Origin of the sequence: Pseudomonas sp. ZY71 (genome assembly GCF_036542145.1) — a bacterium.
GTDB classification, from domain to species: Bacteria; Pseudomonadota; Gammaproteobacteria; order Pseudomonadales; family Pseudomonadaceae; genus Aquipseudomonas; species Aquipseudomonas koreensis_A.
This window is the reverse complement of sequence record NZ_CP144274.1, coordinates 6487784-6500970: the sequence shown is the minus strand read 5'-3', so window position 1 is coordinate 6500970 and position 13187 is coordinate 6487784. Positions and strand designations below refer to the sequence as shown.

The 13187-nt window shown below is 59.4% G+C and carries 12 protein-coding genes and 1 pseudogene; 4 read left to right on the top strand and 9 right to left on the bottom strand.

What is annotated here, in order from left to right; genetic code table 11:
• Positions 1-6 precede the first annotated feature (6 nt).
• From spoT to VY732_RS29000, 4 genes are all read right to left on the bottom strand, one after another.
• The gene (gene spoT / locus VY732_RS29015) at positions 7-2112 is read right to left on the bottom strand and encodes a bifunctional GTP diphosphokinase/guanosine-3',5'-bis pyrophosphate 3'-pyrophosphohydrolase (RefSeq protein WP_064589822.1); all 2106 of its coding nucleotides are present in this window, start codon (positions 2110-2112) and stop codon (positions 7-9) included.
• A 57-nt stretch (positions 2113-2169) separates the two neighbouring features.
• Positions 2170-2433 (bottom strand): DNA-directed RNA polymerase subunit omega, encoded by a 264-nt coding sequence (gene rpoZ, locus VY732_RS29010; RefSeq protein WP_016985812.1) that lies wholly within the window; start codon positions 2431-2433, stop codon positions 2170-2172.
• A gap of 168 nt (positions 2434-2601) precedes the next feature.
• Entirely contained in the window at positions 2602-3222 is a 621-nt protein-coding gene (gene gmk / locus VY732_RS29005; protein ID WP_008078609.1) for a guanylate kinase, read from the bottom strand.
• A gap of 12 nt (positions 3223-3234) precedes the next feature.
• Positions 3235-4098 (bottom strand): YicC/YloC family endoribonuclease, encoded by an 864-nt coding sequence (locus VY732_RS29000; protein ID WP_077575046.1) that lies wholly within the window; start codon positions 4096-4098, stop codon positions 3235-3237.
• 269 nt (positions 4099-4367) lie between these two features.
• Between VY732_RS29000 and rph the strand changes: the two genes are divergently transcribed.
• From rph to gltS, 3 genes are all read left to right on the top strand, one after another.
• Positions 4368-5090 (top strand): ribonuclease PH, encoded by a 723-nt coding sequence (gene rph, locus VY732_RS28995; RefSeq protein WP_016985814.1) that lies wholly within the window; start codon positions 4368-4370, stop codon positions 5088-5090.
• Between the two features lie 28 nt (positions 5091-5118).
• The gene (locus tag VY732_RS28990; protein ID WP_007920344.1) at positions 5119-5487 is read left to right on the top strand and encodes a DUF4870 domain-containing protein; all 369 of its coding nucleotides are present in this window, start codon (positions 5119-5121) and stop codon (positions 5485-5487) included.
• Between the two features lie 364 nt (positions 5488-5851).
• The gene (gltS, locus tag VY732_RS28985; RefSeq protein ID WP_331693100.1) at positions 5852-7060 is read left to right on the top strand and encodes a sodium/glutamate symporter; all 1209 of its coding nucleotides are present in this window, start codon (positions 5852-5854) and stop codon (positions 7058-7060) included.
• 79 nt (positions 7061-7139) lie between these two features.
• On the opposite strand, the gene VY732_RS28980 is transcribed toward gltS, so the two are convergent.
• Positions 7140-7919, bottom strand: a complete 780-nt coding sequence (locus VY732_RS28980; protein WP_007920349.1) for an exodeoxyribonuclease III — start codon at positions 7917-7919, stop codon at positions 7140-7142.
• Positions 7920-8001: 82 nt separating this feature from the next.
• Between VY732_RS28980 and pyrE the strand changes: the two genes are divergently transcribed.
• Entirely contained in the window at positions 8002-8646 is a 645-nt protein-coding gene (gene pyrE / locus VY732_RS28975; RefSeq protein WP_008078597.1) for an orotate phosphoribosyltransferase, read from the top strand.
• Between the two features lie 168 nt (positions 8647-8814).
• On the opposite strand, the gene argB is transcribed toward pyrE, so the two are convergent.
• The 4 genes and pseudogenes from argB to coaBC all read right to left on the bottom strand — a co-directional run bounded on the left by argB (position 8815) and on the right by coaBC (position 13108).
• Positions 8815-9720: an acetylglutamate kinase gene (gene argB, locus VY732_RS28970; protein WP_003229488.1), complete on the bottom strand. Its 906-nt coding sequence runs from the start codon at positions 9718-9720 to the stop codon at positions 8815-8817.
• A gap of 17 nt (positions 9721-9737) precedes the next feature.
• Positions 9738-11114 (bottom strand): annotated as a pseudogene (locus VY732_RS28965) (phosphomannomutase/phosphoglucomutase); the annotation flags it as partial.
• Between the two features lie 324 nt (positions 11115-11438).
• A complete protein-coding gene (gene dut, locus VY732_RS28960) occupies positions 11439-11894 on the bottom strand; it encodes a dUTP diphosphatase (protein ID WP_007920363.1) in 456 nt (151 codons plus the stop codon).
• 5 nt (positions 11895-11899) lie between these two features.
• Positions 11900-13108, bottom strand: coding sequence for a bifunctional phosphopantothenoylcysteine decarboxylase/phosphopantothenate--cysteine ligase CoaBC (gene coaBC / locus VY732_RS28955; protein ID WP_095119812.1), 1209 nt, complete (start codon positions 13106-13108; stop codon positions 11900-11902).
• Positions 13109-13187 lie beyond the last annotated feature (79 nt).

Here is a 13187-nt window from a genome sequence, read left to right as displayed (position 1 = left end):
GTTGAGTTATGCACGCATGCGGGTGATGCGGATCACCCCGGTCAAGGCGCGCAGCTTCTTGATCACGCGGGCCAGGTGCACACGGTCGTGGACGCTGACCACCAACTGGACCACGCTGATGCGACCATCGCGTTCGTCCATGCTGATTTTCTCGATATTGCCGTCGGCTGCGTTGACGCTGCTGGCCAGCAGGGCGATCAGGCCGCGCTGGTGTTCCAGCTCGACGCGCAGTTCGACGTTGAATTCGCCGGTGACATCCTTGGCCCACGAGAGCTGGATGCATTTTTCCGGGTTGTGCCTGATTTCGCTGATGTTGCGGCAGTTGTCCAGGTGCACGACCATGCCTTTGCCCGCCGACAGGTGGCCGACAATCGGGTCGCCCGGGATCGGCGTGCAGCACTTGGCGTAGCTCAGCACCAGACCTTCGGTGCCGCGAATCGCCAGCGGGCCTTCCGGGCTTGGCAACTGCTCGCCTTCGCCAAGCAGGCGGCGGGCGACCACATAGGCCATGCGGTTGCCGAGGCCAATGTCTTCAAGCAAATCTTCGATCAGTTCGAGGCGATACTCGGTGAGCATGGCTTTGACGCGTTCGGCCGGGATTTTCTCCAGCGCGCTGTCGAAACCGTTGAGGACCTTGTTCAGCAGGCGTTCGCCGAGGCTGATGGACTCGGAGCGACGTTGCAGTTTCAGCGCATGGCGGATGTGCGTGCGCGCCTTGCCGGTGACGACGAAATTGAGCCATGCCGGATTCGGTCGGGCGCCGGGAGCGCTGACGATCTCGACCGTGGAGCCGCTTTGCAGCGGTTCGGACAGCGGTGCGAGGCGACGGTTGATCCGGCAGGCGATGCAGCTGTTACCGACGTCGGTGTGTACCGCGTAGGCAAAGTCGACCGCCGTGGAGCCTTTCGGCAGCTCCATGATCCGGCCTTTGGGCGTGAACACGTAGACCTCGTCCGGGAACAGGTCGATCTTCACGCTCTCGATGAATTCCAGCGAGTTGCCGGCGCGTTGCTGCATTTCCAGCACGCCTTTGACCCACTGGCGGGCACGAGCGTGAGTGCCTTTCGGCTGCTCGTCGCCGCTGGATTTGTACAGCCAGTGGGCGGCGATGCCGTTGTTGGCCATCTCTTCCATTTCGCGGGTACGGATCTGGATCTCGATCGGTACGCCGTGCATGCCGAACAGCGTGGTGTGCAGCGACTGATAGCCGTTGGCCTTGGGGATCGCGATGTAATCCTTGAAGCGCCCCGGCAACGGTTTGTACAAATTATGTACGGCGCCTAGCACGCGGTAGCAGGTATCAACCTTGTCGACGATGATCCGGAACGCATAGACGTCCATGATCTCGTTGAAGGCCCGACGCTTGCCGCGCATTTTCTTGTAGATGCCGTAGAGGTGTTTCTGCCGACCGCTGACTTCACCCTGGATGCCGTCGATAGCGAGGCAATGACCAAGGGATTCTTCGATCTTGTTGACGATTTCCTTGCGGTTGCCCCGGGCGCGTTTGACCGCCTGGTAGATCCGCGCGGAACGCATCGGGTGCATGGCCTTGAAGCCGAGGTCTTCGAATTCGATGCGGATCGCATGCATGCCCAGCCGGTTGGCGATGGGCGCGTAGATTTCGAGGGTTTCCTTGGCGATCCGCCGGCGTTTTTCGCCGGACAGCACTTCCAGCGTGCGCATGTTGTGCAGGCGGTCGGCAAGCTTGACCAGGATCACGCGAATGTCGCGCGCCATGGCCATGGCCATTTTCTGGAAGTTTTCGGCCTGGGCTTCGGCCTTGGTCTCGAAATTCATCTGGGTCAGTTTGCTGACCCCGTCGACCAGTTCGGCCACGGTTTCACCGAACTGCGCTTGCAGCGCTTCTTTGGCGATACCGGTGTCTTCGATCACGTCATGCAGCATCGCGGCCATCAGGCTCTGATGGTCCATGTGCATGTCGGCAAGAATATTGGCCACGGCAAGAGGATGCGTGACGTACGCCTCGCCGCTGCGACGGCGCTGACCGTCATGGGCTTGTTCGGCGTAGAAATACGCTCGGCGGACCAGGTTGACCTGGTCATTGCCGAGGTAGGTCGATAAGCGATCGGCGAGGGCGTCTATGCTCGGCATGATAATTCCTGCCGTAAGCTGTGATCCCGCGCCGTGCTACGTCGACCAGGCATAGGCTTAGACGGCCTCGTTGGACTCGTCCTCGAACGCTGCAAACAGCGGCTCATCCTGGACGATTTCCTGCTCGGCGATGAACTCGTAGCTCATCAGGCCTTCAGCGATTTCACGCAGCGCTACAACGGTAGGCTTGTCGTTTTCCCACTGAACCAGTGGCTCTTTGCCGCCGGTGGCCAGTTGACGGGCACGTTTGGTAGAGAGCATGACCAGCTCAAAACGGTTTTCCACGTGGTTCAGGCAGTCTTCAACGGTTACGCGGGCCATGGTATTCCTCGGAGCGAATGCAATATGCGCGCTGCCCGGTTGGGCGAGCGGACTCAACAGTTTAAAAAATCACCAGCGATTAGGGAAGCGCTGATTTTTTGACCAAGCCCTTCAACGCGCTGCAAGCACCAATGTAAAGCGCTTGCAGCTGTTTTGGGAAGTGCTGTTTTAACCCAGCAACTCAGCCAGCAATTTGCCGAAACGTACCTGCTGGCGTTTCTGCTGCAGCTGATTGGCGCGGAAAATCGCCTTCAGATCGTCCAGTGCGTGAGCAAAATCGTCGTTGATGATCAGGTAGTCGTACTCGACATAGTGACTCATCTCGCTGACCGCTTCGCGCATCCGCCCGTCAATGATCTCGTCGCTGTCCTGGCCGCGGTTGGTCAGGCGCTGGTGCAGGGCCTGCAGCGACGGCGGCAGGATAAAGATCGAGCGTGCTTGCGGCATCAGCTTGCGCACTTGCTCGGCGCCCTGCCAGTCGATTTCCAGAATCAGGTCGTGACCTTCGTCCAGCGTCTGCTGCAGGCGGCTTTGCGAAGTGCCGTAGAAGTTGCCGAAGACTTCGGCGCGTTCGAGGAAGTCGCCGTGCTCGCCCATCTTCACGAACTCTTCGCGGGTCACGAAGTGATAGTTCACGCCGTCCACTTCACCCGGGCGCATGGCGCGGGTGGTGTGGGAAACCGAAACGCGAATTTCCGGTATGGCGTCGGTCAACGCCTTGACCAGGCTGCTCTTGCCCGCGCCAGATGGCGCGGAAATGATGTACAGGGTGCCGGTGCTGTGGGTCATGTCGGGGTTGCCTTACTCAATATTCTGCACTTGTTCACGCATCTGCTCGATCAACACCTTGAGGTTGACGGCGGCCTGGGTGCTGCGCGGGTCGAAGGCCTTGGAGCCCAGTGTGTTGGCTTCGCGGTTGAGTTCCTGCATCAGGAAGTCCAGGCGACGCCCGGCCGCGCCGCCGGATTTGAGCACCCGGCGTACTTCGATAATGTGGGTGCTCAGGCGATCCAGTTCTTCGGCCACGTCGCTCTTTTGCGCGAGGATGACCATTTCCTGTTCGAGGCGCTGCGGGTCCAGTTCGGCCTTCATGTCGGTGAAGCGATCGAGGACTTTCTGGCGTTGGGTGGCGAGCATCTGCGGGACCAGTTCACGCAGGGTGACGACGTCTTCTTCAATGGAAGTCAGGCGCTCGTTGATCAGGCGTGCCAGCTCCGCGCCTTCGCGCTCGCGGCCGGCCTTCAACTCTTTGAGGCCTTGATTGAACAGGGCCAGTGCGTCGGCGTTCAGTGCCTGCGGGTCGGCCGCATCGCCCACCAGTACGCCGGGCCAGGCCAGCACTTCCAGGGGATTGAGTGCGGCAGGATTCTTGATCAGACCGGCAACGGTCTCGGCCGCAGCGACCAGTTGCGCGGCGCGCTCGCGATCGACTTGCAGGGTTTTGCCGGTGCTTTCTTCGGTGAACCGCAGGGTGCATTCGAGTTTGCCTCGCGACAGACCCTGACGCAGCGCTTCACGCACCGCGCCTTCGAGGTCGCGAAACGACTCCGGCAAACGCAGGTGCGGTTCAAGGTAGCGGCTGTTGACCGAGCGCAGTTCCCAGCTCAGGGTGCCCTGTGCGCCGGCTTTCTCGACGCGGGCGAAGGCGGTCATGCTGTGCACCATGGCGGTGACCTCGCAATGCAGATCGGCGCAGCAGGATGTTCCGCAGGCTCGATATCAATGAATTTAAGCCGACTGGCAGCAAAGGCGCAGGATTGTAGCGCAGTGCGGCGAATGCGCCCAAACACACGGTGTGACAAAGGGCTGCAGCCCGTCGGTAATCGGTGTTTCAGGGGCTTTGATCGTCGCCCGGATTTTTTAACGAGTGCCCAGGCGCGGTGCAGCGCTCTATAATGCTCGGCAGTTTTCCGTCCCCAGTACAGGTATTCCCTATGAAACGTCCAAGTGGTCGCGCTGCCGATCAGCTCCGCTCGATCCGCATTACCCGCAACTACACCAAACACGCCGAGGGATCCGTACTGGTCGAATTCGGTGATACCAAAGTCATCTGCACCGTCAGCGTCGAAAACGGCGTGCCGCGTTTCCTCAAGGGACAGGGCCAAGGCTGGTTGACTGCCGAATACGGCATGCTGCCGCGCGCCACTGGCGAGCGTAACCAGCGTGAAGCGAGCCGTGGCAAGCAGGGCGGTCGCACTCTGGAAATCCAGCGTCTGATCGGTCGTTCCCTGCGCGCGGCGCTGGACATGTCCAAGCTGGGCGACGTGACCCTGTACGTCGACTGCGACGTGATCCAGGCTGACGGTGGTACTCGCACCGCTTCGATCACCGGCGCCATGGTTGCGCTGGTTGATGCATTGAAAGTGATCAAGAAGCGTGGTGGCCTGAAGGGCGGCGATCCGCTCAAGCAGATGATTGGTGCCGTGTCGGTAGGCATGTATCAGGGCGAGGCCGTGCTGGATCTGGACTATCTTGAAGATTCAGCTGCCGAGACTGACCTCAACGTAGTGATGACCAGCACCGGTGGTTTCATCGAAGTGCAGGGCACCGCCGAAGGCGCGCCGTTCCAGCCTGAAGACTTGAACGCCATGCTGGAGCTGGCCAAGCAGGGCATGAACGAAATCTTCGAACTGCAAAAGGCTGCACTGGCCGACTGAGCAGGTTGATAACCGCAAGGAGGACGCGATGAGTGACGAGCAAGAGTTGCTGCCCAAACCGAGCCAAGAGGTTCGCCAATGGGCGATGTTTTGTCACTTGTCCGCCTTGCTGGGGATCTGGATTCCGTTCGGCAATCTGATCGGACCGTTGATCCTCTGGCAGATGAAGCGCGAAACGGACCCGTTCATCGATGCTCAAGGTAAAGAGGCGCTGAATTTTCAGATCACCGTCGCCATCGCATCGTTGATCTGCTTCCTGCTGATGGTGCTGATCATCGGGTTCTTTCTGCTGGGAATACTGGCTATCGGCGCACTGGTTTTGACGATCATTGCGGGGGTGAAGGCTAATGAAGGCTTCCCGTACCGATATCCGTTTACCTGGCGGTTGATCAAATAAAAGCTCGCCCAGTTTAAAAAATGCCCTGAGATGTCAGGGCATTTTTATTTGCGACCATAAAGTTATCTCTTCGGTATGTAGGAATAATCTTGTTGCGATGAGTGGCAAGTAACATTTTATATCAATGGCGTAATTACACTTTTTGTCACAACTGCAGTGGCTTGGTTCTGGTTCATATCATTGGAATCACAGATGGCGATTGTTAAAGTTGCCGGGCTAATATTTCTTCTGAAATATTAAGATATATTCAAGCCAACGAAGGCTCTTGAATTCCACAGTAATCAGTGTTGAGACAATCAGCCGGTTCATGAGGCGGGTGCAGGTAAAAAGCGCGCCTCTGAATATATAGCCAAGAATAATCCCAATGATTCAGCTCGATTTTTACGGAACACTTGTGGCCGCGTCCTTAGTACTTCTGCTAGGGCGCGGGCTAGTTAGGCGTGTTGGTTTCATGCGCAGTTACAATATCCCTGAACCTGTAGCGGGTGGGCTGGTAGTTGCCTTGCTGTTGTTGCTGCTGCGAACGTTCGATGTTGAAGTTCGTTTCGATACTTCCCTGCAGACACCTTTGATGCTGGCCTTTTTTGCCACCATCGGTTTAAGCGCAGACTTCGCCAGTCTGAAGAAAGGTGGCCGGATAGTGGGGATATTTCTCCTGGCGGTCACCGGGCTGTTGGTGGTGCAGAATACGATGGGGATCGGGTTGGCAAAAATGCTCGGGCTCGATCCATTGATGGGGCTGCTGACCGGATCGATCACCCTGGCGGGCGGTCATGGAACCGGCGCTGCTTGGGGCACGGTATTCAGCGAGAAGTACGGTCTGGCCTCAGCGTCCGAACTGGCGATGGCTTCCGCGACGTTTGGTCTGGTGCTGGGTGGTTTGATCGGCGGGCCGGTGGCGCGGTTGCTCATCAAGCGTGTGGAAGTGCCGGGTTGCAATCAGCAGGACGCGCCACGATTGCCAAAGGGTTTCGAGCAGCCGAACAAGGAGCGCTCGATCACGCCCTTTTCGTTTGTCGAAACCCTGGCGCTGATTGCAGTCAGCCTGCTGGCGGGCAATCTGTTGAATGGGCTGCTGCACGGGACTGCATTCGAGTTGCCGACGTTTGTTTGCGTACTGTTTGTAGGCGTGGTGTTGCGCAACGGTCTTTCAGCGTTGGGCTTGTATCAGGTGTTTGAGCGTGAGGTCTCGGTACTGGGCAATGTCAGCCTGTCGCTGTTTCTGGCGATCGCCCTGATGTCGCTCAAGTTGTGGGATCTGGCGGCGCTGGCGTTGCCGATCTTCATCATTCTGGCTGTTCAGGCGCTGGTCATGGCGCTGTTCGCGATCTTCGTTACATTCCGGGTGATGGGCCGCAACTACGATGCGGCCGTGCTGGCGGCAGGGCATTGCGGTTTTGGCCTAGGTGCCACGCCGACTGCCATTGCCAACATGCAGGCCGTGACGCAGCGCTACGGCCCCTCGCAGATCGCGTTTCTGGTGGTGCCGATGGTCGGGGCGTTCTTCATCGACATTATCAATGTCGTCGTGATCAAGCTGTACTTGATGTTGCCGTTCTTCGCCGCCGTCTGAATTCGATTCCGTCTTGAGCGCAGGCATAAAAAATGCCCGTATCTTGCGATACGGGCATTTTTTGTACTGCGAACGGCGCTTAGATGGTCAGCGTCCAGTCGTAGTCGACGATCAGTGGTGCGTGCTGCGAGAACCGCGGCTGACGTGGCAGGCGTGCGCTGCGTACGAAGCGTCGCAGGCCTGGAGTCAGGATCTGGTAATCGAAGCGCCAGCCCAGATTGAGCATCTCGGCCTGTTCGTTATCCGGCCACCAGCTGTACTGGTCGCCTTCACGACTGACTTCGCGCAGGGCATCGACATAACCCATGTTGCCGACAATCTCGTCCATCCAGGCGCGTTCTGGCGCCAGGAAGCCCGGGGATTGCTGGCTGTCGCGCCAGTTTTTGATGTCGAGCTTCTGCTGCGCCACGTACAGCGAGCCACAATAAATGTACTCGCGACGTTTGCGTCGCTGTTTGTCCAGGTACTTGCCGAAGTCGTCCATGAGCTTGAACTTCTGGTTCAAATCCTCATCGCCGTTCATCCCCGAAGGGAGCAGCAAGGTGGCAATACTGACTTTGTCGAAATCTGCTTGCAGGTAGCGCCCGTAGCGGTCGGCCGTCTCGAAACCGAGACCGCTGATGACAGCCTTCGGTTGCAACCGCGAATACAAAGCCACGCCGCCTTGGGCAGGGACTTCAGCATCGCAGGCATAAAGGAAGTAGCCATCCAGTTGGAAGGCTGGGTCATCCAGTTCAAAGGCGGAGGCACGGGTGTCCTGCAGGCAGATGACGTCGGCATTCTGTGCTTGCAGCCAACTGAGCAAACCACGCTCGACTGCCGCCTGAATACCATTGACGTTCACACTGATGATCCGCATAAATGGCCCCAAAAATCGCGTGCGTGTATGATACACGGCGTCAAGCTAATTAGCTAAATCCGTGGTATTTGGGGTTTTTTTCATGCAAGCGTATCAGCGCGATTTCATTCGTTTTGCCATCGATCGCGGCGTTTTGCGCTTCGGTGAGTTCACCCTGAAGTCCGGGCGCACCAGTCCTTACTTCTTCAACGCCGGCCTGTTCAACTCGGGTTCGGCTCTGGCGCAGCTGGGGCGTTTCTACGCGGCAGCCATTGCCGAAAGCGGCATTCCCTTCGACGTTCTGTTCGGCCCGGCCTACAAAGGCATCCCGTTGGCGGCGACCACTGCCGTGGCGCTGGCCGAGCACCACGACCGTGATCTGCCGTGGTGCTTCAACCGCAAGGAAGCCAAGGCCCACGGCGAAGGCGGCAGTCTGGTCGGCGCGCCGTTGACCGGTGACGTACTGATCATTGATGACGTGATTACCGCCGGTACAGCAATCCGCGAAGTGATGCAGATCATCGCCTCGCAGGACGGCGCCAAGGCTGCCGGTGTGCTGATCGCCCTGAACCGTCAGGAGCGTGGCAACGGTGAGTTGTCGGCAATCCAGGAAGTCGAGCGCGACTTCGGCATTCCGGTGATCAGCATTGTTTCGTTGAATCAGGTGCTGGAATTCCTCGCCGACGATCCGCAGCTCAAGCAACACCTGCCAGCCGTGGAAGCCTACCGCGCCCAGTTCGGCGTTTAACCGCAGAGCACTGTGGGAGCGAGCCTGCTCGCGAAGAGGTCTTCACATTCAGCATTGATGTGATGCAGAGGCCGCTTTCGCGAGCAGGCTCGCTCCCACAGGGATTGCGGTGCAAAAAAAGACCCCGCTCAGCCAGGCTGAGCGGGGTCTTTTTGTTTGCACTAAAGCTTAAGGACGCTTGCGATTGCTGATCAGCGTACCCACACCGGTGTCGGTGAAGATTTCCAGCAGGATCGCGTTCGGCACGCGACCGTCGATGATCAGCGAGCTGCCCACACCGCCCTGAACCGCTTCCAGTGCGCAGCGGATCTTCGGCAGCATGCCGCCGTAGATGGTGCCGTCGGCGATCAGATCGTCGACCTGCTGGGTGCTCAGGCCGGTCAGCACGGTGCCCGACTTGTCCATCAGGCCGGCGATGTTGGTCAGCAGCATCAGCTTTTCGGCTTTCAGTGCTTCGGCGACTTTGCCGGCCACCAGATCAGCGTTGATGTTGTACGACTCGCCGTTTTCACCGACGCCAATCGGCGCAATCACCGGGATGAAATTGCCTTTTACCAGCAGGTTCAGCAGTTCGGTGTTGATCCCGACCACTTCGCCCACCTGACCGATGTCGATGATTTCAGGCTGGGTCATCTCCGGGGTCTGACGGGTGACGGTCAGTTTCTTTGCGCGAATCAGCCCGGCGTCTTTACCGGTCAGGCCGATGGCGCTACCGCCGTGACGGTTGATCAGGTTGACGATGCTTTTGTTGACCTGACCGCCCAAGACCATTTCCACCACGTCCATGGTCGCCGCGTCGGTGACGCGCATGCCATCGACGAAGTGGCTTTCGATCGACAGGCGCTTGAGCAGATCACCGATCTGCGGGCCGCCGCCATGCACCACCACCGGATTGATGCCCACGGCTTTCATCAACACGATGTCGCGGGCGAAGCCGGTTTTCAGCTCCTCGCTTTCCATCGCGTTGCCGCCGTATTTGATCACCAGGGTCTTGCCGACATAACGTCGGATGTAAGGCAACGCTTCGGACAGGACCTGGGCGGTATGGGCGGCGGCTTCGCGTTCGAGGGTCATTCAGGGCTCCGGGTGGATCAGAACGGTAGTTGGAGATCAGGTGCAACGCGTTTCAGTTGGGCGTGGAACACATCCTTGATGCGTTGCAATTCAGCCTCGTCATCGGCCTCGAAACGCAGCACCAGCACCGGTGTGGTGTTGGACGCGCGCACCAGGCCCCAGCCTTTGGCGTAATCGACTCGCACGCCGTCGATGGTGGTCAGGTCAGCGCCTGCGCCCCACTGTGCGTCGTGCAGAGCATCAATGATGCTGAATTTGCTCTCTTCGGTCACATGGATATTGATTTCCGGCGTAGAAATATCGTTCGGGAAGGTCGCAAACAGCTCTTCCGCGGTGGATTTTTCCTTGCTGAGGATCTCCAGCAGCCGTGCGGCGCTGTAGATGCCGTCATCGAAACCGAACCAGCGCTCCTTGAAGAAGATGTGCCCGCTCATTTCACCGGCCAATAGCGCACCGGATTGTTTCATTTTCTTTTTGATCAACGAATGACCGGTCTTCCACATTAGCGGACGACCGCCGTATTCCTTGATCAGCGGCACCAGGCGACGGGTGCATTTGACGTCGAAAATGATCTCGGCGTCCGGGTTGCGCGCCACCACGTCGCGGGCGAACAGCATCAGCAGGCGATCCGGGTAGACAATGCTGCCGGTGTTGGTCACCACGCCGACACGGTCGCCGTCGCCGTCGAACGCCAGGCCGATGTCGGCGTTGGTTTCCTTGACCTTGGCGATCAGGTCGACAAGGTTCTCAGGCTTGCCCGGATCCGGGTGATGGTTGGGGAAGTTGCCGTCGACTTCGCAGAACAGCGGAATCACTTCGCAGTTCAGCGCTTCGATCAGTTGCGGGGCAATCACGCTGGCCGCGCCGTTGCCGCAGTCGACCACGACCTTCATGCGCCGGGCCAGTTTGATGTCCTGGACGATTTCGGTGTTGTAGCGGTCGAGGATTTCGACCTGGGTGACGCTGCCGGTGCCGCTGCTCAAGTTGTTGGTCTTGATGCGCTCATGCAGCACCTGAATCTGTTCGTTGGCGAGGGTGTCGCCGGCGATGACGATCTTGAAACCGTTGTAGTTCGACGGGTTGTGGCTGCCGGTGAGCATCACCCCGGACTTGCCGGCCAAGACGTTGGCGGCGTAATACAGCGCCGGCGTCGGCACCAGACCGACATCGCTGACATGGCAGCCGCTTTCGGCGATACCGCGAATCAGCTCGGCCACCAGCTCCGGGCCGGACAGGCGACCGTCGCGACCGACGGACACATTCGGCTCGCCTTGGGCCAGGCTCTGCGAACCGATGGCGCGGCCGATCCAGTAAGCGGTTTCGGCATTGAGGAATTCCGGCACGGTGCCACGAATGTCATAGGCGCGGAAAATGCTGTCGGGCAGCTTCGGGGCAATCTTGGCTGGGGTGCTCATCTACGGAAATGCTCCATCTCGAAAGTGGCGGGACAGACCGACGAATCGTTCGACGGCAGGCTCAAACTGAAGGGTATGACGGCGTTTTCCACAGAGAGTTCGTGGTATGAAAGGGCCATGACGCCTCGGCTGGCGTGGCTTTGGGCCGGCAAAACCTTGATTTACGGCGGTAAACCTTTCAGCCGATCTGCCTGAAATTTCCCCCTATAGGAGCTGCCGCAGGCTGCGATCTTTGATCTTGATCGTAGAAAACCAAATCAAAAGATCGCAGCCTTCGGCAGCCCCTACAGACGATGACGCCGGTTACTTGGTGCCGGTATGACCAAACCCGCCGGTACCGCGTTCGGTTTCGACGAACTCTTCAACCATTTCGAAATGCGCCTGCACCACTGGCACCAGCACCAATTGCGCCAGACGTTCACCGACGGTCATGGTGAAGTCGGTCTGGCCACGGTTCCAGCAGGACACCATCAGCGGGCCCTGGTAATCCGAATCGATCAGGCCGACGAGGTTGCCCAGCACGATCCCGTGCTTATGGCCCATGCCCGAGCGCGGAAGGATCAGCGCGGCGAGGTTCGGGTCGCCGATGTAAACCGACAGACCGGTCGGGATCAGCACGGTTTCACCCGGTTTGATCACAATGTCCTGATCCAGCATGGCGCGCAGGTCGAGGCCGGCGGAACCCGGGGTGGCGTATTGCGGCAGCGGGAATTCGCTGCCGATGCGTGGGTCGAGGATCTTGGCTTGCAAAGCGTGCATGTAAATTAAACCTGGTTCAGACGTTCGGCGATAAAAGTGACCAGTTGGCGAGCGATCTTGCTCTTGCTGGTCTGGGCGAAAACCGTGGCGTGCAGCGCACGGTCAATCACGCTGCAGGCGTTTTCTTCGCTGTTGAAACCGATGCTCGGGTTGGCGACGTCGTTGGCGACGATCAAATCGAGATTCTTGTCCTTCAGCTTGCGTGCAGCGTAGTCGAGCAGGTGTTCGGTCTCGGCGGCGAAGCCGACACTGAACGGACGGTCGGGACGGGTCGCGATGGTGGCGAGGATGTCCGGGTTGCGCACCATTTGCAGGACGAAGCCGTCACCGCTCGTAGGATCTTTCTTGAGTTTTTGCGGGGCGACGACTTCCGGACGGTAGTCCGCAACCGCAGCCGAGGCGATAAACACATCGCACGGGATCGCCGATTCGCAAGCCGCGAGCATGTCGCGGGCACTGACCACGTCGATACGGGTGACGCGATCCGGCGTCGGCAGGTGCACCGGGCCGCTGATCAGCGTGACGCGGGCGCCGGCTTCAACCGCGGCTTCGGCGAGGGCAAAGCCCATTTTGCCGGAGCTGTGGTTGGTGATGTAGCGCACCGGGTCGATGTTTTCCTGGGTCGGGCCAGCGGTGATCACCACGTGCTTGCCGGTCAGCGCCTGACGCTGGAAGCAGTCCGCTGCGCATTGCGCCAGATCGGTGGCTTCCATCATCCGGCCCATGCCGACGTCGCCACAGGCCTGGCTACCCGAGGCCGGGCCGAAGGTCTTCAGGCCACGGCTTTCCAGGAGTTGCAGGTTGGCCTGGGTCGCCGGATCGCGCCACATCGCCTGATTCATCGCTGGAGCAACGGCGACAACAGCGTCGGTGGCCAGCACCAGGGTGGTCAGCAAATCGTTGGCGATGCCTTGGGCCAGGCGGGCGAGCAGGTCGGCGGTAGCCGGGGCGATCAGCACCAGATCGGCCCACTTGGCCAGCTCGATGTGGCCCATCGCGGCTTCAGCGGCCGGGTCGAGCAGGTCGAGGTGCACCGGGTGGCCGGACAAGGCCTGCATGGTCAGCGGGGTGATGAACTCGGCGCCACCGTGGGTCATGACCACGCGCACTTCGGCGCCCTGGTCGATCAGGCGACGAACCAGATCGGCGCTCTTGTAGGCCGCAATGCCGCCGCCGACGCCCAGAACGATGCGTTTCCGATACAGCCGCTGCATAGGTCTGCCTTTCATTTCGTTGATGACTGCGATGCGATGCCCCTCCCCAGGGTTGAATCGACCGCAAAAAAGATGGGCT

What these genes read in the sequence shown, in the direction of transcription:
- spoT (WP_064589822.1), bottom strand. Translation starts at nt 2,112, where the DNA reads ATGCCGAGCATAGACGCCCTCGCCGATCGCTTATCGACCTACCTCGGC.
- rpoZ (WP_016985812.1), bottom strand. Translation starts at nt 2,433, where the DNA reads ATGGCCCGCGTAACCGTTGAAGACTGCCTGAACCACGTGGAAAACCGT.
- gmk (WP_008078609.1), bottom strand. Translation starts at nt 3,222, where the DNA reads ATGACCCACAGCACCGGCACCCTGTACATCATTTCCGCGCCATCTGGC.
- VY732_RS29000 (WP_077575046.1), bottom strand. Translation starts at nt 4,098, where the DNA reads ATGGTGCACAGCATGACCGCCTTCGCCCGCGTCGAGAAAGCCGGCGCA.
- rph (WP_016985814.1), top strand. Translation starts at nt 4,368, where the DNA reads ATGAAACGTCCAAGTGGTCGCGCTGCCGATCAGCTCCGCTCGATCCGC.
- VY732_RS28990 (WP_007920344.1), top strand. Translation starts at nt 5,119, where the DNA reads ATGAGTGACGAGCAAGAGTTGCTGCCCAAACCGAGCCAAGAGGTTCGC.
- gltS (WP_331693100.1), top strand. Translation starts at nt 5,852, where the DNA reads ATGATTCAGCTCGATTTTTACGGAACACTTGTGGCCGCGTCCTTAGTA.
- VY732_RS28980 (WP_007920349.1), bottom strand. Translation starts at nt 7,919, where the DNA reads ATGCGGATCATCAGTGTGAACGTCAATGGTATTCAGGCGGCAGTCGAG.
- pyrE (WP_008078597.1), top strand. Translation starts at nt 8,002, where the DNA reads ATGCAAGCGTATCAGCGCGATTTCATTCGTTTTGCCATCGATCGCGGC.
- argB (WP_003229488.1), bottom strand. Translation starts at nt 9,720, where the DNA reads ATGACCCTCGAACGCGAAGCCGCCGCCCATACCGCCCAGGTCCTGTCC.
- dut (WP_007920363.1), bottom strand. Translation starts at nt 11,894, where the DNA reads ATGCACGCTTTGCAAGCCAAGATCCTCGACCCACGCATCGGCAGCGAA.
- coaBC (WP_095119812.1), bottom strand. Translation starts at nt 13,108, where the DNA reads ATGCAGCGGCTGTATCGGAAACGCATCGTTCTGGGCGTCGGCGGCGGC.